The organism is Acinetobacter sp. ANC 4558, from assembly GCF_002135375.1.
GTDB lineage: Bacteria > Pseudomonadota > Gammaproteobacteria > Pseudomonadales > Moraxellaceae > Acinetobacter.
Genome location: NZ_NEGH01000003.1, coordinates 154,282 through 172,554 on the forward strand (window position 1 = coordinate 154,282; position 18,273 = coordinate 172,554).

Annotated in this window: 17 protein-coding genes and 2 pseudogenes; 11 read left to right on the forward strand and 8 right to left on the reverse strand. The window is 35.1% G+C overall.

The window, feature by feature from the left end; all coding sequences use genetic code 11:
- Window positions 1-111: 111 nt before the first annotated feature.
- Complete coding sequence (locus B9T31_RS05305; RefSeq protein ID WP_086180916.1) at window positions 112-1,029, reverse strand: LysR family transcriptional regulator; 918 nt, start codon at window positions 1,027-1,029, stop codon at window positions 112-114.
- A 90-nt stretch (window positions 1,030-1,119) separates the two neighbouring features.
- Between B9T31_RS05305 and B9T31_RS05310 the strand changes: the two genes are divergently transcribed.
- From B9T31_RS05310 to B9T31_RS05340, 7 genes are all read left to right on the forward strand, one after another.
- Window positions 1,120-2,376 (forward strand): acyl-CoA dehydrogenase family protein, encoded by a 1,257-nt coding sequence (locus tag B9T31_RS05310; protein WP_086180917.1) that lies wholly within the window; start codon window positions 1,120-1,122, stop codon window positions 2,374-2,376.
- A gap of 78 nt (window positions 2,377-2,454) precedes the next feature.
- The gene (locus tag B9T31_RS05315) at window positions 2,455-3,579 is read left to right on the forward strand and encodes a phosphotransferase family protein (RefSeq protein ID WP_086180918.1); all 1,125 of its coding nucleotides are present in this window, start codon (window positions 2,455-2,457) and stop codon (window positions 3,577-3,579) included.
- Window positions 3,580-3,586: 7 nt separating this feature from the next.
- On the forward strand, window positions 3,587-4,285 hold the full coding sequence (locus B9T31_RS05320) for a histidine phosphatase family protein (protein ID WP_086180919.1): 699 nt from the start codon (window positions 3,587-3,589) through the stop codon (window positions 4,283-4,285).
- A gap of 28 nt (window positions 4,286-4,313) precedes the next feature.
- Window positions 4,314-5,057, forward strand: coding sequence for an SDR family oxidoreductase (locus B9T31_RS05325; RefSeq protein WP_086180920.1), 744 nt, complete (start codon window positions 4,314-4,316; stop codon window positions 5,055-5,057).
- A gap of 207 nt (window positions 5,058-5,264) precedes the next feature.
- Entirely contained in the window at window positions 5,265-5,594 is a 330-nt protein-coding gene (locus B9T31_RS05330; protein ID WP_086180921.1) for a pyrimidine/purine nucleoside phosphorylase, read from the forward strand.
- Between the two features lie 92 nt (window positions 5,595-5,686).
- The gene (locus B9T31_RS05335) at window positions 5,687-6,040 is read left to right on the forward strand and encodes a hypothetical protein (protein ID WP_086180922.1); all 354 of its coding nucleotides are present in this window, start codon (window positions 5,687-5,689) and stop codon (window positions 6,038-6,040) included.
- Window positions 6,041-6,174: 134 nt separating this feature from the next.
- Entirely contained in the window at window positions 6,175-7,065 is an 891-nt protein-coding gene (locus tag B9T31_RS05340) for a DMT family transporter (protein ID WP_086180923.1), read from the forward strand.
- A 79-nt stretch (window positions 7,066-7,144) separates the two neighbouring features.
- On the opposite strand, the gene benE is transcribed toward B9T31_RS05340, so the two are convergent.
- The 6 genes from benE to catC form a co-directional block, all read right to left on the reverse strand.
- On the reverse strand, window positions 7,145-8,338 hold the full coding sequence (gene benE / locus B9T31_RS05345; protein ID WP_086180924.1) for a benzoate/H(+) symporter BenE: 1,194 nt from the start codon (window positions 8,336-8,338) through the stop codon (window positions 7,145-7,147).
- A gap of 51 nt (window positions 8,339-8,389) precedes the next feature.
- Window positions 8,390-9,175, reverse strand: coding sequence for a benzoate diol dehydrogenase BenD (gene benD / locus B9T31_RS05350; protein WP_086180925.1), 786 nt, complete (start codon window positions 9,173-9,175; stop codon window positions 8,390-8,392).
- A gap of 14 nt (window positions 9,176-9,189) precedes the next feature.
- A complete protein-coding gene (benC, locus tag B9T31_RS05355; protein ID WP_086180926.1) occupies window positions 9,190-10,206 on the reverse strand; it encodes a benzoate 1,2-dioxygenase electron transfer component BenC in 1,017 nt (338 codons plus the stop codon).
- Window positions 10,207-10,328: 122 nt separating this feature from the next.
- Entirely contained in the window at window positions 10,329-10,841 is a 513-nt protein-coding gene (gene benB, locus B9T31_RS05360; RefSeq protein WP_086180927.1) for a benzoate 1,2-dioxygenase small subunit, read from the reverse strand.
- A complete protein-coding gene (benA, locus tag B9T31_RS05365; protein WP_086180928.1) occupies window positions 10,838-12,235 on the reverse strand; it encodes a benzoate 1,2-dioxygenase large subunit in 1,398 nt (465 codons plus the stop codon). Before benA ends, benB begins: the two co-directional genes overlap by 4 nt.
- A 178-nt stretch (window positions 12,236-12,413) precedes the next feature.
- Complete coding sequence (gene catC, locus B9T31_RS05370) at window positions 12,414-12,704, reverse strand: muconolactone Delta-isomerase (RefSeq protein WP_086180929.1); 291 nt, start codon at window positions 12,702-12,704, stop codon at window positions 12,414-12,416.
- Between the two features lie 284 nt (window positions 12,705-12,988).
- Here catC and B9T31_RS05375 point away from each other — a divergent pair, with 284 nt between their 5' ends.
- The 4 genes and pseudogenes from B9T31_RS05375 to B9T31_RS18165 form a co-directional block, all read left to right on the forward strand.
- Window positions 12,989-13,903 (forward strand): LysR family transcriptional regulator, encoded by a 915-nt coding sequence (locus tag B9T31_RS05375; protein ID WP_086180930.1) that lies wholly within the window; start codon window positions 12,989-12,991, stop codon window positions 13,901-13,903.
- A gap of 184 nt (window positions 13,904-14,087) precedes the next feature.
- Window positions 14,088-15,461: an MFS transporter gene (locus tag B9T31_RS05380; RefSeq protein ID WP_086180931.1), complete on the forward strand. Its 1,374-nt coding sequence runs from the start codon at window positions 14,088-14,090 to the stop codon at window positions 15,459-15,461.
- 245 nt (window positions 15,462-15,706) lie between these two features.
- A complete protein-coding gene (locus B9T31_RS05385; RefSeq protein WP_322853497.1) occupies window positions 15,707-16,861 on the forward strand; it encodes a DcaP family trimeric outer membrane transporter in 1,155 nt (384 codons plus the stop codon).
- Window positions 16,862-17,079: 218 nt separating this feature from the next.
- Window positions 17,080-17,523 (forward strand): annotated as a pseudogene (locus tag B9T31_RS18165) (site-specific integrase); the annotation flags it as partial.
- On the opposite strand, the pseudogene B9T31_RS17980 reads toward B9T31_RS18165, so the two are convergent.
- Window positions 17,511-18,026, reverse strand: a pseudogene (locus tag B9T31_RS17980) (transposase); the annotation flags it as partial. The pseudogenes B9T31_RS18165 and B9T31_RS17980 sit on opposite strands and share 13 nt — an antisense overlap.
- Between the last annotated feature and the right edge of the window lie 247 nt (window positions 18,027-18,273).

Here is an 18,273-nt window from a genome sequence, read left to right on the forward strand (position 1 = left end):
CCATCGTATTTATTTGAACTCATAAATAAAATTAAAATCAACAAAAATCGTAATGGTTGTTAAAATAATGAAATGCGCAATGGCATTTGTAATTATTATTTTAAAAATAGCCTAAGTGAATATTTTTAAAATTTCTGTTTTTAAAAATTCATGCCTCTGATTAAATAAGAAATTACTATGCCAATACATCCCAATATTTAGTAAAGGTAAATCAACTGGTACCTCAAATATATGAATTAATTCACTTATTGGTAAGCTTTTTAACAGATAAAAAGGGATGGTTAAAATTGCATGCGGAAATTGTTCAAGAACTTGCAGTGCAGTTGAATAATGTTGACAACGTAAAAAAATTTGACGGCTCGGATTTACTTTAGCTAAAAAAATATCTTCAACCAGCATTCCAGTTCGACGTGAAGAAACCCCAATGTGAGGTGAAGAAAAATATATATTTTGATTCATTGTTTTAAGTTGAGTGCAAATAACAAAATAATCTTGAATTAATGGGCTAAAATTAATTTTAGGATCAAAACTTCTTTCTAGATCAATGGCAAAGTCAATTTGTTGAGAAGCTAAATCAGCTGTAATTGTTTTGCGATCTAATTTACTGCTTAAAAATTGAATATTGAGATTCAATGACTGAAAATGTTGGACCAATTTTGGAAAAATAATCGATTCAATTTCATCATGAATTGCAATTTTTAAAGTTTTAATGCTGTTAATCTTAAATTCTTTTCGTTGTATCGAAATATTTTGGATCATAGTCAATGCTGATTTAATATCGGGATATATTTGTTCAGCAAAGGGTGTTGGATACATTTTACGATTTGCTCTTATAAATAAGTCATCTTTTAAATGCTCACGTAATCTTTGTAATGCATGACTTACAGCAGATTGGCTAATATGTAAAATTTGAGCTGCTTTTGAAATACTTTGCTGTTCATATATAGAAATAAATAAAGGGTATAAATTAATATCTATCCGATGAAATAAATCAATTTCTAAAATATTTTCTTCATGAATTTTATTCATAGCAATGTATTTAATTAAATCATTTTATTCATAATAATTTTCACGCTATGTTAAGTAAAGACACAAATAAAATATTTAAGGGAATATTAAATGTTTGAACAATCTACTCGTGCTCAAGACTTTATACAACGGACTCAACAATTCATAAAAAATGAAGTTGAGCCTGTTGAAGAACAAATGATCAAAGAAATACATACGAATAATGTGGGTGGCGATTGGACGTCATGGCATTGGCCTGAACAAATGGAAGAATTAAAACAAAAAGCAAAACAAGCAGGTTTATGGAATATGTTTTTGCCTTGTCCAGAATTAGGACAAGGTTTATCTGTACAAGAATATGCACATATTGCTGAACTTTCTGGTCAAAGTTTAATTGCTCCGATCATTTTTAATTGTAATGCGCCAGATAGTGGCAATATGGAAGTGTTATGGCGTTATGGTTCTGAACAGCAAAAAGCACAATGGTTAATGCCATTGTTAGCAGGAGAAATCCGTTCCGTATTTTGTATGACTGAGCCAGATGTTGCTTCATCTGATGCAACGAATATGCAGGCCACTGCGGTTATTGATGGAAATGAAATTATTTTAAATGGACAAAAATGGTGGTCTTCTGGTTTGGGCGATCCACACGCAAAAATCATCATTTTTATGGCTCATACACCAGATCCGTCAAAAGATCGTCACCATCAACATTCTATGGTCTTAGTTCCTATCGATACAGTTGGTATAAAAATTGAACGAATGTTACCTGTATTTGGAGACTATGATGCACCACATGGTCATGGCGAAGTGAGCTTTCATAATGTTCGAGTGCCACTTGAAAACTTTATTGGGGGTGCAGGACAAGGTTTTGAAATTGCACAAGGTCGTTTAGGGCCTGGGCGAATTCATCATTGTATGCGTTGTATAGGTGCTGCTGAAAAAGCATTAGAGTTGATGATTCATCGTGGTATGAGTCGAAAAGCCTTTGGGAAAGAGCTACTAAAATTAGGAGGGAATTTAGAGCGTGTTGCCGAAGCGCGCGTTGCAATTGATCAAGCTCGATTACTCACATTATATGCTGCGTATAAAATGGATACATTAGGCAATATGGCAGCTCTTACTGAAATTTCAGCGATTAAAGTTGTTGCTCCACGTGTTTTAGAACATGTTGTCGATATGGCAATTCAACTTTATGGTGGTGCTGGCTTGTCACAAGATACACCATTGACTGCTTTTTTTGCACAAGCTAGATCTTTAAGATTAGCGGATGGACCTGATGAAGTTCATAAATCAATGATTGCCAAGTTAGAATTGGCAAAACTAGGCTATCGTTCCGGAGAAAAAAATCAGAAACCTTCCGTATGAATAGACACGGCGGTCTTTTCTCTACCATGTGATAATTTCATTTAATAAAGTTATAAAAATAGTGATTAGGAACAAATTATGTCAATGATTGATAAAGGACATTCAGTAAGATCAGGTGAAGAATTATATAGCAATGCAGTGGAAAATTGGTTAAGTCAGCAAGGACAAAATTTAGTGGGTCCTGTAGAGATTACACAATATTCTGGGGGAGCTTCAAACTGGACTTATCGATTAAAATATCAAAATATAGATTTGATTTTACGTCGTCCACCTGCAGGTACTAAAGCAAAATCTGCACATGATATGGCACGTGAATATCATATTCAAAATGCTTTAAAAAACCATTATCCAGTTGTCCCTGAGATGGTCGCATTGTGCCAAGATGAATCTATTATTGGTTGTGATTTTTATATCATGAAACGCATTGAAGGTATTATTCCTCGTGCAGAATTACCCAAAGAGTTAAATTTTAGTGAAAAACAAGTTCATGAACTTTGTATTCATATGATTGATAAGTTAATTGAACTTCATCAAGTGCCATATTTGGGTACAAAACTTGAAAAATTTGGCAAAGGTGATGGCTATTGCTATAGGCAGGTTGAAGGATGGGATCATCGTTACGAAAAAGCTAAAACAATGAATGTTCCATCATTTAGATATGTTCGTAAATGGCTAAAAGAAAATACACCACTTGATGCAAAAACGTGCTTAATTCACAATGACTGGCGCTTTGATAACTTAATATTAAATCCGAATCATCCCACTCAAATTATTGGCGTACTTGATTGGGAAATGGCAACTTTGGGTGATCCACTGATGGATTTAGGGACATCTTTGGCATATTGGGTCGAGGAAAATGACAATCCTATTTTTAAGGCAACGCGACGTCAACCAACCCATTTAAAAGGTATGTTTACACGTCAAGAGGTCGTCGATTATTATTTGGAAAAAACTGGATTAAAAACAGAAAATTGGACCTTTTATGAAGTCTTTGGTATTTTCAGATTAGCGGTGATTGCACAGCAAATCTATTATCGTTATTACCACAAACAAACCAATAATCTAGCATTTAAAGATTTTTGGATTATTATTCACGCTTTGCATATTCGTGCTTTATCCTTAATTGGTAAAAGTAAGTTTGAAGCAAATGAAATAGCTCAAAAATATATGGCCAAGTTTAAAGAGTTAACACAGAAGAGTTAATAAAGTTATGACAACGATTTATTTTATTCGACATGGGCAAGCTTCTTTTGGTGCAGAAAGTTATGACCAACTCTCACCTCAAGGCGAGTCACAAGCGAAAGTACTTGGGCAATATTTACAGCAAATTTTAAAAGAAGAACCTTATATTGTTTCTGGTTCGATGCAACGTCATCAGCAGACGGCAAAAATTTCATTACAAGAATTCTTTCCTAATGCCTTAATTCATACAAATAGTGCTTGGAATGAGTTTAATCATCAACAAGTTTTTGCAAAATATGATGAAAAATTTAGTCAACCTCAAGTATTGAAAGAAATTGTGACGCAACAAGAAGACCCTTATGAATATTTAGGAGATTTATTCAATCAGGCAATAGAACGTTGGGTTAAGAATGATCATGCTGAGGACTATGATGAAACATGGCTACAATTTAAATATCGTGTTGAACATGCATTAGAACAACTCTGTAATGAATTGGCAGAGAAAAAACCGAGATATGCAATTGTTTATACCTCTGGTGGTGTCATTTCAGTTTTAGCAGGAAAAGTCCTAGAATTAAGTGTGAAAAACACCTTTTCACTCACTTGGTCTATTGCAAATGCCAGCTTAACGACTTTACGTTTAGTGGATCATCAACCACGCTTACTCAGCTTGAATGAACATCATTATTTAAAAGCAAAAGATCCGCAGTTACTTACTTGGATTTAAATAAAAAGAATAGGGAAAGGGAAATTAAATGACGAAGACAATTTTAATTACAGGTGCAAGCTCTGGTATTGGCGCTGGAATGGCGCGTGAGTTTGCTAAAAGAGGTTACAATTTAGCAGTTTGTGCACGGCGTTTAGAGCGTTTAGAGGCATTAAAGTTCGAATTGGAAACTCAGTATAAGATTGAAGTCAATATAAAAGTACTGGATGTGACTAATTATGACCAAGTTTTTACAGTATTTCATGCGTTTAAAACTGAATTAGGCACAATTGATCGTATTATTGTTAATGCAGGGGTTGGCGATGGGCGTAGAATTGGAAAAGGGCATTTTGCAATTAACAAAGCGACAGTCGAAACAAATTTCATTTCAGCTTTAGCGCAATCTGAAGCAGCTGTTGAAATTTTTCGTGAGCAAAAGTTTGGTCATTTGGTAATGATTTCTTCTATGAGCGCGATTCGTGGCATGCCAAAACATCTAACTGCCTATGGTGCAAGTAAAGCAGGGATGGCTGCATTAGCAGAAGGAATCCGAGCAGAATTATTAGATACCGCAATTAAAGTATCAACAATTTTCCCAGGCTATATTCGAACAGAACTGAATGAGGGTGCAAAAAAACTACCTTTTGAAGTGGATGAGCAAACAGGTTCTCGATTACTTGTTACAGAAATCGAGAAAGAACCGATAAAAGCTTATGTCCCTAAATGGCCATGGTTACCGATTAGTTTTGCAATGAAAGTTTTACCCTTAAAACTAGTTAATAAACTAGGTTAAATTCACAGTATAGATAAGCTCGATTAAATATTGGGCTTATTGCTTATTTAAGTTAAATATGGAGTATGAATAATCAATAATAATAAATGATAAATCCAAAATAATAACAGCGATGAATTGAGTCTTTTTCTTTATACGTGTATATTTTAGGCAATGTGATCTAAAATTAATAATCGTAAAATTTTAAAAATATTAATCGGAATAAATATGACAGAACAGTTCGATGATGTTTCTATTCAAAAAAAAACGAATGTACATTTTGATGGTAAATCAATTAGTCGCGTCATTGAATATTCTGATGGCACGAAAAAAACCATCGGTGTGATCTTGCCTACAGATCAGCCACTTAAATTTAAAACATATGTCCTTGAGTTAATAGAAATTATTTCAGGTGAATGTGAGGTCTGGATTGGAATAGACGAAGAATACTTATTTTTAAAGTCAGGAGAAAGTTTCGAAGTTCCTGCCAATAGCCAATTCAAAATTCGGACGAATTCTGTATTAGACTATACGTGCCATTTAATTAAAGAACTTTAATTACATCGGTATTTTCTATTATTCTTACGTATTTCTCCATAATTATTATTTACTATATGAAAACGATTATTAATATCATATATAAGGTTATCATGGAAAAAATCGCCTCCCTCCTTTTCGCAGGTTTATTTGCAACGACAGCAGTATATGCAGCGCCTGAGAGTAAAGGAAATCGCCCCGATTTTAGTAAGCTATGCCAAGGTAAGGCAGTAAATACAAAAATTACAGCAACGCACGATGGGCGTAGTATCAATGGCACTTGTCAACTTGGATTTAAAGCAAATAATCCAAATAGTTTAGAGCGTGGTGCTCATCGTGATTCGAGTGTCCAAAAAGCGTGTAGTGCAAAAGCAAAAGGGGCTGCTGTTACAGTAAAATATAATGGGAAAAATATACCAGGAACATGTGATGTTTTATTTAAATCGGAAATGGGAAAACGTTCATAATTTGACGTCAATCATAAGATGATCAATTTAAAAAGTCTTATTCATATAAGGCTTTTTTATTGTTTCATTTAAAGCTTTCGTATTTGTATTATCTTCTTCATAATACAAATTAAACTTTAAAATTAGAATTCTAAATTATGTTTTCTTGGGTATTATTCACGCTCTTTGCTGCATTCACACAAGCATGGAGGAATGCATTTCAAAAACAACTGAGTAGTACTGTAGATTCTTTTGGTGTTACTTTATCTCGCTTTATTTTCGCATTTCCATTATCGCTTCTATACTTATGGTGGTTATATACAGTTGAGCCTACTACTGAAATTACCTATTTCAGTTCTCGGTTTTTGATCTATGTCATTTGTGCCGCCATTGCACAAATATTTGCAACACTCATGATGATTAAATTATTTCATCAGAAAAATTATGCAATTGGAGTTGGGTTAGCAAAAAGCGAAGCCATTTTAGCCGCTATTTTAGGGGTAACCTTTTTTGGACAATATTTGAGTCCGTTTGCATGGTTTGGCGTGCTTTTAGGTGCCTTTGCAATTTATTTATTAAGCAAAGGAGGGGTTCAAAACAGTAAGTTTTCTTGGAATACCTTTGTTATCGGTATTTTGAGTGGATTATTTTTCGCCATTACATTGTTGTTAGTACGAGAAGCAACATTAGAATTAAATAATTTACCTGTGTTACACCGCGCGGCATGGGTTTTAGTCAGTGTAATTGGTTTACAAAGTACGATTTTACTCACCTATTTAAGTCTATTTAAAAGAGCAACGCTTATCAAAATGTATGAGCGAAAAGGGCTCGTATTTATTATCAGTTTATCTGGTTGTTTAGCATCTTTAGGGTGGTTTACAGCAACCAGTATGCAAACAGCTGCATTAGTGACCACATTAGGGCAAGTTGAAATGATTTTCAGTTTAATGATTTCAGCTTTTTTCTTTAAAGAGAAATTAGTCCGAACGGATCATTGGGGATTATTTTGGATTATCGTTGCTGCCATTATTGTAATTTGGGCTTAAATTAAAAGAAAAGGTAAAGATTTACCTTTTTTTCATGCCTATATCGATAATATTAGTAAATCTAAAGATTAGATCTAAACTACGTCATGATCGTTTTGGATTTTTTGGTCAAAAATAGATGGGCAATAATCCCAATACAAATTCCCCAAAATACTGAACTTAAACCTAAGAACTGCATTCCAGATGCCGTTGCTAAAAAAGTAATTAAAGCAGATTCACGATGTACTTCATTTTTCATTGCAACTGAAATATTGGTTGCAATGGCACCTAGTAAAGCCAATCCTGCTAGCGCAGCAACAAGTTCTTTTGGTAAAAGACTAAATAGCATGACAATGCTACCCGCAAAAAGTCCACCTAAGATATAGAATATTCCGTTTGCAATACCTGCAATATAACGTTTTTCTTTTAACTCATGCGCATCTTTTCCCATACATAATGCCGCAGTAATTGATGCTAAAACAATGGTAATTCCACCAACACATGCGACACATAAAGAGGCAATACTGGTTGCGGTAATAATGGGTTTTGCAGGTGTCTCATAACCACTGATTTTCATAATTGCCATACCTGGCAAAAATTGCCCAGTTAAGCTGACCAATATAAGAGGAATGGCTAAATTAAGAGTTGAATTCCAAGTCCATTCAGGGTGAATAAACTGTGGAACTGCAAAACTAAAATTAAATTCAACTGGATTAAATTTTCCAAGAAATAAGCTAAGTATTATCCCAGAGATGAGCACCCAGACCATTGCATAACGAGGGGTATAGCGTTTTGCACATAAGAAAACCAAAAGCATGCCAAATACAATGATTGGCATGGTATCAGTAGCTAAAAATAAACCTAAACCAAATTGAAATAGAAGTCCAGCCATCATTCCTGCGGCAATATCTTGTGGAATCCATCTTAAAAGTTTATCGAAATAACCTGTGATACCTACTAAAAAAATAACAATCGCAGAGGTGATATAAGCCGCAATCGCTTCATTAAGTGAAATATTGGGAAATAAGGTGACTAGTAAAGCGGTACCTGGTGCAGACCAAGCTGTAATCACAGGAGTTTTATAACGGATGGATAAATAAATTCCTGCGGCTGCTGCACCTAAAGAAATCCCCCAAATCCAAGACACCATCATCGAAGTTGAAACATGTGCTTTTTGTGCAGCTTGGAAAAATATAATGAGGGGACCTGAATAGGAAATAAGAACAGCTAAAAACCCTGCGACTGTCGCAGAAATTGACCAGTCATTTTTTAATGTTTTGAACAGGTGTGCCATTGAGCCTCCATGCAGTCATGATCCTGTTTATATTTATAGGCAAATCAGGGTTTAACCCTGATCTCCACCACCAACAGGAATTACTGTGCCTGTGATATAAGATGATTCATCAGATGCAAGAAATAAAATGGCATTGACTTGTTCTTGAATTGTTCCATAACGACCTAAAAAAGTTCGATCAATTGTTTGATCTACCACTTCTTGCATCCAAGTTTTTTCATGCTCAGATAATGGGTTTGCATTCCTTGGAATAATTCTTGGCGGTGCTTCCGTCCCACCTGTTGCAACAGCATTCACACGAATACCATCTTGTGCATGTTCAAAGGCAAGAGAGGCTGTTAATGCATTCACACCACCTTTTGAGGCAGAGTAAGGCACTCGATTAATTCCACGTGTTGCAATTGAAGAAACATTTACAATCGTCCCTTTTTGCTGTTCTATCATCTGTGGAAGTACCGCTCGACAGCACCATAAGGTTGGAAATAAAGAACGATTGACTTCTTTTATAATTTCATCTTCGGAAAATTCCTGAAAAGGCTTCATCCATATCGCACCGCCGACATTATTGACAAGAATATCTATTTTTCCAAAAGTCTGTAATGCAGTATTAACAACCGATTGAGCACCTGAAAATGTTTCTAAATCTGCTTGTGCAACGATCGCTTCACCTTGCTGATTTGTGATTTCATCATAAACATCTTGAACAATATCTGAACGATCGACAAGAACGACCTTACCACCTTCTAAAGCAATTTGTGCAGCAACACCACGACCAATACCTTGAGCTGCACCCGTGACAATCACAACTTTATTCGAAAATCTTGGAGAGATAGACATATTTAGTTCTCCTGTTAATTCGCAGAGAATTTTTCAAATAAGAAGTTTGCAGGTTTTATCCCTTCTTGGTCTAACCAAGTACGCACAGCATCGACCATCGGGACCGGACCACATAAATAAATGTCAACGTCACCACGATTTAACCATTGATTTTCAATATGCGCAGTTACATAGCCCTTACGTGGATGTGCTGAATCAGGATGTGCAACAACTGTACGGTAATCGAACCATGCTAATTTATTTTTAAGTTCTTCCAGTTTTTCTAATGCAACCAAATCAAAATCATTGGTTACACCAAATACCAAACGAACAGGATGATCAGAACCTTTTTCTTCGAGTACTTGTAACATTGATAGAAAAGGAGCAATGCCAGTACCACCCGCAAGCATAACAACTGGTCGAATCACATTTCGGAGGTAAAAACTTCCAAAAGGTCCTGTAAATGTCATTTTGTCGCCTGTTTTCGCATTGACACTTAAGAACTCACTCATTTTTCCATTTGGAACATTTCTCACCACAAAACCAGTTAAGCGATTACCTGGTTTAGAACTAAAAGAATATGAACGGGTTTCATGACTATCCGGCAATGCAACATTAACATATTGACCAGCTAAGAAATGAATATCAGGTTGATTTTCATCTAATTGAATATCAAAAGTGATGGTTGAATCAGATAAGTTTTCTACACTTGTAAGAGTGCCTTGAAATTGATGAATTTCAGTTTTACATACATCAGAAGATGCTTGAATTTGAAATACTGCATCGGAAGTTGGTTTACATTGACAAGCAAGAATATAACCTTGTTCAGCCTCTTCAGGTGTGAGCGCATCTTCAATATACATTTCTTCGGGCATATCAAAACTGCCAGATTCACAAAAGGCACGGCAGGTGCCACAAGCACCATCACGGCAATCTAAAGGAATATTAATTTTTTGACGATAGGCTGCATCAGATAATGTTTCGCCCGAATTAACATGAATAAAGCGTGTTACACCGTCTTCGAATTGAAGTGCAATATTGTGAATTGACATGGCCTAAATCCTTTTTTGAATCTTTTCATCTCACCCTTTACGAAGAAACAAATAAATTGTTTAACCGTAAAGGGCATTTTTAAAAGCAATTACATAGAAATGGGAGAGTCGTAATTGACTTTTTATAAATGGTAAACATCAATCACTTGATTAATATAGTCATTTTTAAGTACGACATATTTATTTAAAATTTTTGGTTGTTCACCTGAAAAATCAATCTCATATCGTGACATACCAAAATAGCTATAATTGGTTTTATATCTAAAACTTAAAGTGTTCCAATTAAAACGTACAGTTACAATATCGCCATGACGTTCAATCACTTCAATATTACTTAAATTATGACTTGTTCTTGTGTCTGGCATTGTTGCAGAAGAACGTTCAGTCTTTATACGAAAAACACGGTCTTCTAAACCTTGACGATCTGGATAATATATTAAAGAAATTTCAGATTGAGGGTCTTCAGTTAAACGATCATCATCATCCCAAGCAGGCATCCAAAACGCAGCTGTAGGGGCATAGCACTGTAACCATTCATCCCATTGTTCATCATCAAGCAAACGAGCTTCTTTATATAGAAATTGATTGATACTTTCAATTGACACTTGATCTGTTAAATGTGTTGTCGCATTCATGCAGTTTCTCCTTGTGTATCAGCTACTTGTGCTGCGAGTTCCTTTTCTGCAGCAATTGCAAATTTCATCATTTCTAACCAATGTTGATGTTGTGCAAGATACAAACCTTCATCTTCAGTTTTAATGCCACTTAATTTAGGTTTTAAACCAATTTCATTTGCTGCATCATCTGGACCTTGAATCCAATGCTTAGAACCACGGCACATGTCATTCCATTCAAGATCAATTCCTGCATAACCAGCTTGACATGCACGGAATTCTTCTAAGTCATCTGGCGTTGCCATGCCTGAAGCATTAAAGAAATCTTCATATTGACGAATACGACGTGTACGCGCTTCAGCATCTTCACCTACAGGTGCGATACAATAAATGGTTACTTCTGTTCTATTTACACCCAAAGGTCTTAGCACGCGAATTTGAGAACCAAATTGATCCATTAAATAAACATTTGGATAAAGACATAAGTTACGTGAACGCTCAATCATCCACTTAGACATCGCTTCACCGAATTTTTCGGTATATTCATCAGCCTTAGGGAAGTTTGGACGATCTTCTGGATTTGACCATTGTGTCCATAGCAACATGTGACCATGATCAAAACCATATGATCCACCACCTTGTTTACCCCAAGAACCTGCACTCATAGCACGGATATTATCTGCCGCTTGTTTTTCTTTACGTTGTTGTGTGGTTGCAGCATAATTCCAATGTACCGCGGATACATGGTAACCATCCGCACCATTTTCCGCTGTTAATTTCCAGTTACCTTCATAAGTGTAGGTAGAAGAACCACGTAAAACTTCTAGACCCTGTTCAGATTGACCAACAATCATGTCAATAATCTTAGTCGTTTCGCCCAAAAACTCTTCTAATGACGGAACATTAGGGTTCAAACTACCAAATAAAAACCCTTTGTAGTTGGCAAACCGTGCGACTTTTTTAAGATCATGTGAACCATCTTGATTAAAGCAATCAGAATAACCTGCATCACTCGGATCTTTAACTTTTAAAAGCTTGCCTGAATTATTGAATGTCCAACCATGGAAAGGACACGTATAAGTCGCTTTATTTCCACGTTTATAACGACAAAGCTGCGCACCACGATGTGAACAGGCATTAATCATTGCATTTAGTTCACCTTGACGATTACGTGCGATAATAATCGGTTGACGTCCAATATACGTCGTGTAGTAGTCATTATTATTTGGAATTTGGCTTTCATGTGCCAAATAAACCCAATTCCCTTCAAAGATATACTTCATTTCAAGGTCAAATAGGGCTTGATCAGTAAATACTGAACGATGTAGTTTAAATTCACCTGTTTCAAAATTATCGACAAGTAATTCGTCAATACGATCAAGATGACTAGTGTTGATTACAGGAATACGTGGCATATCCTTTCTCCGACTTTCCAAATTAGGGTAAGTCACTGAAATGTTGGAAAAACACTTCAGTTCCATTAAATTAACTTCATGCTAGCGTTGTAATCTTCAAGAGACTTTGATGATTTACTCAGCGCGCGAAAACAATATTTTGTGCTAAAACCAACGACAATGAATGAAATGTCGTAATTTAATGATCATCTTCACGAATTGAAGATGGATGTTTATTCAGTACAGTTACTGTAATATTCATGTATGGGTAAAGAGGAAGACCTTGTAAAATTGAATGAAGTTCTTCATTACTTTCAACATCAAAAATACTAATATTTGAATATTGACCAGTAATTCGCCAAATATGACGCCATTTACCTTGACGTTGTAAATCTTGAGAATATGCTTTTTCAATCGTTTTAATTTCGTTGGCAGTATTGGCTGGCATATCTAACGGAATCTGTACATCCATCTTGACTTGAAATAACATGCTTAGCTCCTTGCTTAATTCAAGCGAAATTAATCAATTTTCCTTTCAACAAGTTCAATTTCAGATTTAAAAATCAATATGATACAAGTCAAAAACTTCACTTAGTTCTACGGTATGAATTGAAGTAATTGTTCTTTCAAGCTTTTTTAATATATCAGCTCTTAGAACAATACCGACAAGTTCTTGCCAGAACCACTGTATTTGGTATACCTTAAAGGAATGGCTTTTAGCTGTCTAAGACCAAATTTGCATTTTATTATATTTTAAAGGTATGGAGTCCTAAAATGGAATTAAGACACCTACGGTATTACACCGCTGTAGTGGAAGAACAAAGTTTCACAAAAGCAGCTGAGCGACTTTTTATTGCTCAGCCACCTCTCAGTCGCCAGATTCAGAACCTTGAAGCGGAGCTAGGAGTACAATTATTTGAACGAGGCAGTCGCCCACTTAAAACAACTGAAGCAGGTCAATTTTTCTATCAACACGCACTTAAACTTTTGTCTAATGCAGAAGAGATAAAATCAATGACACAACGTGTTGGAATGACAGACCGTTGTATAACGCTTGGCTTTGTCGGCTCTCTTCTATTCGGTTTACTTTCAAATATTGTTTATCTTTTTAAACAACAGCAACCCCATCTCAAAATTGAAATGGTTGAAATGGCGACGACTGAACAAATTGAAGCATTAAAAGAGGGGAAAATTGATGTTGGATTTGGTCGATTACGTATTTCTGATCCAGCAATTAAACGAGTTCTGTTAAGAGAAGAACGCTTAATGGTCGCTGTACATAGTAGTCATCCAATGGCGCAAAAAAATGAGGGCGTTTATTTATCCGAGTTAATTGATCATCCTGTTTTTTTATATCCTAAAAATAATAAACCTAACTTTTCCAGCCAAGTTCGTTCACTTTTTTCAGAACATGGACTGGAGTTACAAAAAGTACGAGAAGTGCGAGAATTATCTTTAGCCTGTGGCTTTGTTGCCGCTGGAGAGGGAATTAGTATTGTGCCAGCAAGTGCACAAAGTATTCAGTTAAAATATCTACATTTTATTCCAATTTTAGACCAATCAGCTGTGAGTCCTATTTTTATGGCGGTTCGCAATCTTGATGAAAGTGAAGATATTCGTTCATTATTTGATTGTATTTATCAGCTCTACGATTTAGAAAATATTTATTATGACCGTTCAATTATTTAATAAAAAAATTAAGCGAATACTATTTACTTTAACTCAGAACATATATACCTCGTTAGTATATTGAATTTAAAAAAAATTTAAATAAACAACCTTAAAGGTATAAATATAGAGTTAATCGGTTTTGGACAAAAAAAGTGATTTACCGCATTGTGCTGATCATATTTCACAAGCAGGAGGCTGAAAGGTGAAAACAGATCAAATAAATGTCAATACGTTGGTAGATGAAACTTCATTTACGCCTTTTCATTGGGGTGTTTTATTGTGGTGTTTATCCATTATTATTTTTGATGGTTATGATTTAGTAATCTATGGTGTTGCATTACCTTTATTAATGCAAGAGTGGGGATTAACAACGGTACAAGCAGGCATGCTTGCAAGTACTGCACTATTTGGCATGATGTTTGGTGCAATGAGTTTTGGCACATTATCGGATAAATTAGGTCGTAAAAAAACGATCATGATTTGTGTGGCTATTTTTAGTGGATTTACATTTTGTGGTGCATTTGCATCTTCTCCAGTAGAGTTTGGTATTTTACGTTTTTTAGCAGGGCTTGGCATTGGAGGTGTAATGCCCAATGTAGTTGCATTAATGACTGAATATGCACCTAAACGTATACGCAGTACGCTCGTTGCAATTATGTTTAGTGGTTATGCAATTGGCGGTATGGCTTCGGCATTGTTAGGTGCTTGGCTTGTGGTAGATTTTGGTTGGAAAATCATGTTCTATATTGCAGGTTTCCCTTTACTTTTATTGCCACTAATCTGGAAATATTTACCAGAGTCCTTAATGTTTTTGACCAAAAAAGGGGATACTGCCAAAATTAAGCATATTGTTGTAAAAATTGCACCGCAACAAACCATTACTGCAAATACATCTTTTGTTCTAAATGAAGTAACTGTGGGTGATGAAGCACCACTGAAAGCATTGTTTCAACAAGGCAGAATGGGCAGTACATTCATGTTTTGGATTGCATTTTTCATGTGTTTATTAATGGTTTATGCACTTGGAAGCTGGTTACCAAAACTAATGATCCAAGCCGGATACTCTCTTGGTGCAAGTATGATCTTCCTCTTTGCTTTAAATATTGGAGGAATGGTGGGTGCAATTGGTGGTGGCGTTTTGGCTGATAAATTCCATTTAAAACCTGTCTTAAGTATTATGTTTACGGTAGGCGCTGTTGCACTCATTCTTTTAGGATTTAACAGTCCATCTTTTGTTCTATATACATTAATTGCAGTGGCTGGTGCAGCGACCATTGGCTCACAAATCTTACTCTATACATTTGTTGCACAGTATTATCCAACTACCGTACGTTCAACGGGAATGGGATGGGCATCTGGCATAGGTCGTATTGGTGCAATTGTAGGACCTGTATTAACAGGCGCGTTATTAGGATTTGATTTACCACATCAAATGAATTTCTTAGCAATTGCTGTTCCTGGTTTCATTGCAGCATTTGCCGTTTTCTTGGTTAATCTTAAAACTTCAGTTGAAGGATCAAAAGCTCAAGCAAAAGATAATTCAAGCTTGAATAGGCTCAATAGTACATCACATTAATTATTAATTTTGTTCAGAATTCACCTTGAAAATATTTTAAGGTGAACTGTATTTTAAACTTACATTGTAATGACAATGTACTGCAATGAGAAAATGAGGTCAGGATGAATACTCATAAAACTGTTTTAAAATCGAAGTTAAAACCACTTATATGGATGGCAGCTCTCGTCATGAGCACACCTACATTTGCTGAAACGTAAACTGAAATTGAACAGCTAAAGCATGAACTTCAAGCATTAAAACAATTGGTTCAGCAAATGAATGCTCAACAACAGAATCAATCGGAAAGTTTAGAAAAAGTTCAAACATTTCAAAAAAATTTAATATCTGCTCCGAAAGATGTAAAAAACACATTAGGAATAACCAAAGGTGGAGCCGAATTTAACTTCTATGGAAATGTACGTTTAGATGGTACATATCAAATCGAAGGTGGCAGCTTAGCTCGAATGTATAATCAAATTAGTACGGTACCACTTTCTAGAGAATCTTCAGCATCTGATGTTTTAAAATCAACGCTTGCGGCAACACGCTTAGGTTTAGACTTTAAAACCCCAACTAGTACAGGAAGTGTAGGTGGAAAATTAGAAGTTGATTTTTTGGGTGCAAATGATTCATTAAGAATACGTCATGCATATTTGACTTATAATAATTGGTTAATTGGACAAACTTGGTCAAACTTTGCAATACCAGATTATATGCCTGAAAGTATTGATGCTTTAGGTTATGTCGGTGGATCTGTAAAAAGAGATCCACAAGTACGTTATACAAAAAAAATAAACTCTCAATCGAGTGTTGTTGTAGCACTGGAAGATCCCAAAGATACATCCTCTAAAATGCGTTTACCTGCTTTGACGATGCGTTTAAATCAACAATTTACCAGTGATTTTTCTATAAGTTTGCGTGGTATGGTTGATGAGAAACGTACAAATAATGATCATGAAACGGCATGGGGTATTGGTTTAGGGGCCAAATATGATCTTTTAGAAAATACTGTTTTAAAGGCCGATTATTATCATGTTAAGGGTGATAGTAGTTTTGTATCTTGGACAAATGCAGGATTTTTAGTTAACACAGATCAAGATATTGTCGCAACCAATCAATTTAATTCAATTACTGTGGGCATTACACAGCAGTTTAATTCAAAAATTAGAAGTACTGTAGGTTATGGTTATATGAAAGCAGAAAAGAATAATCGATATATTGATTATTCGAAGAATTTAACGCAAGTTAATAAAGATTTATGGCAAGCTTGGGCAAATGTATTTTACACACCAGTGAAACCAATTAGTTTTGGATTGGAATATGTGTATGGTAAGCGAGAAGCATATGGTGCAGATGCACAAGGCAGCCATACTGGTATAGATAATCGCTTTAATGTGATTGCGATTTATAACTTCTAATATTTAATCTATATAAGAATGAGGTTTAATTTAAATAATTAAGTCTCATTTTATTCAGTATAATTTATTTCGTATAATGTATATTATGTTAAATACGATACACCTAACAATAAGTTCATATCCTTCTTTCTTAAGCTATAATTCAATAACTTAACTAATTTCTATTTCAACGATAAAATATGATATGTTGACCTTAAGAATACTTCATAAACTTTACTATGTTTGCTTTAAAGACTATCTCATTAACTAAAAAGGTTTCTAATGAGAAAGAAATAATTTTATTGTTTGATACAGACTCATGCTGTCCATGCTTGTATCCACTCTTGTATACAATGAAAGTATTACGCTTTCAGAGTCCATCTACTCAGTACTCTGATTTGACTGCACTGAAATCCTGGTACAAGTTTTGGTTTGATAAATATTCAACCTCTTTTTGTGAGTCTTTCTATTCTTCATCTTATAATTTTGAAATTATCCAAAATGAAATTGATAATTTTCTAATTTACTTAGAAAACAACAATGAACTTAATAATATTATAATGTTAAGAAATAATAGTAATATTGATTATCAAACTATAAGTAATAAAATTAGAGCATTTTTTAAGTTTTATAATTTTTTATTAGAAGATTATTTGACGATCCAAACACAGCCACAACTTTCACCTAACTCCTTAAGATCCAGCGTAATGCGGCGATAGCCATAGATGCCATAACTAGCATCATAAGAAGAACGGATGAGCTGTAATAACCGCTTATCTTCAATAGTCCTGCCTGATTCGGGTTCATGCAACCAAGCATAGTAGCCAGCACGAGCAATCTTAAGAACCCGGCACATCGTTAATCTTAAATTGATGGCTGTATTCTAGGATAAACTGATACTTCACTCGGGCAAACTGGCAAAGTACCTTGCGGCCTTTTTTAGAATATCCCGTTCCTCTTCAATTTGTTTGAGCTGACTTTTAAGGCGAAGGATTTCTTTCTTTGCCTCAAGCAATTCATGTTCATCAGGGTTGTTGCGTAAAGGCTGTACGGCCTTTAGCCATTTATAAATGCTGTGTTGTGATACGCCTAAACGTTCTGCAACATCTGTGACAGAATATCCACGCTCGGTAATCAATTTAACAGCTTCATCTTTAAATTCTGGGGTATATCGTTGTCCACTCATAATGTTCTCTCCTATGCAAAAAGAATAGACGAAATTTGTCTAGGAGAGTGGTGGCAGTCCAGCTGTGCGATAGATTCTAGGTGTTGGCGTCTTCATTCAATAATTATATTATTAAAAATGCATTCAAAAATTGTGTAATCACAATTCATATGCCATTTGATGTTCTTTCTCGAACATGCAATGACTAGGTCAATTAACAATAAAAAGATGTTTAAATGTCTTTTTTCAATGCAAAGTATGTCTTTTT

Coding starts and splice junctions, on each gene's coding strand:
- B9T31_RS05305 (WP_086180916.1), bottom strand. CDS start 1,029: ATGAATAAAATTCATGAAGAAAATATTTTAGAAATTGATTTATTTCAT.
- B9T31_RS05310 (WP_086180917.1), top strand. CDS start 1,120: ATGTTTGAACAATCTACTCGTGCTCAAGACTTTATACAACGGACTCAA.
- B9T31_RS05315 (WP_086180918.1), top strand. CDS start 2,455: ATGTCAATGATTGATAAAGGACATTCAGTAAGATCAGGTGAAGAATTA.
- B9T31_RS05320 (WP_086180919.1), top strand. CDS start 3,587: ATGACAACGATTTATTTTATTCGACATGGGCAAGCTTCTTTTGGTGCA.
- B9T31_RS05325 (WP_086180920.1), top strand. CDS start 4,314: ATGACGAAGACAATTTTAATTACAGGTGCAAGCTCTGGTATTGGCGCT.
- B9T31_RS05330 (WP_086180921.1), top strand. CDS start 5,265: ATGACAGAACAGTTCGATGATGTTTCTATTCAAAAAAAAACGAATGTA.
- B9T31_RS05335 (WP_086180922.1), top strand. CDS start 5,687: ATGGAAAAAATCGCCTCCCTCCTTTTCGCAGGTTTATTTGCAACGACA.
- benE (WP_086180924.1), bottom strand. CDS start 8,338: ATGGCACACCTGTTCAAAACATTAAAAAATGACTGGTCAATTTCTGCG.
- benD (WP_086180925.1), bottom strand. CDS start 9,175: ATGTCTATCTCTCCAAGATTTTCGAATAAAGTTGTGATTGTCACGGGT.
- benC (WP_086180926.1), bottom strand. CDS start 10,206: ATGTCAATTCACAATATTGCACTTCAATTCGAAGACGGTGTAACACGC.
- benB (WP_086180927.1), bottom strand. CDS start 10,841: ATGAATGCGACAACACATTTAACAGATCAAGTGTCAATTGAAAGTATC.
- benA (WP_086180928.1), bottom strand. CDS start 12,235: ATGCCACGTATTCCTGTAATCAACACTAGTCATCTTGATCGTATTGAC.
- catC (WP_086180929.1), bottom strand. CDS start 12,704: ATGTTATTTCAAGTCAAGATGGATGTACAGATTCCGTTAGATATGCCA.
- B9T31_RS05375 (WP_086180930.1), top strand. CDS start 12,989: ATGGAATTAAGACACCTACGGTATTACACCGCTGTAGTGGAAGAACAA.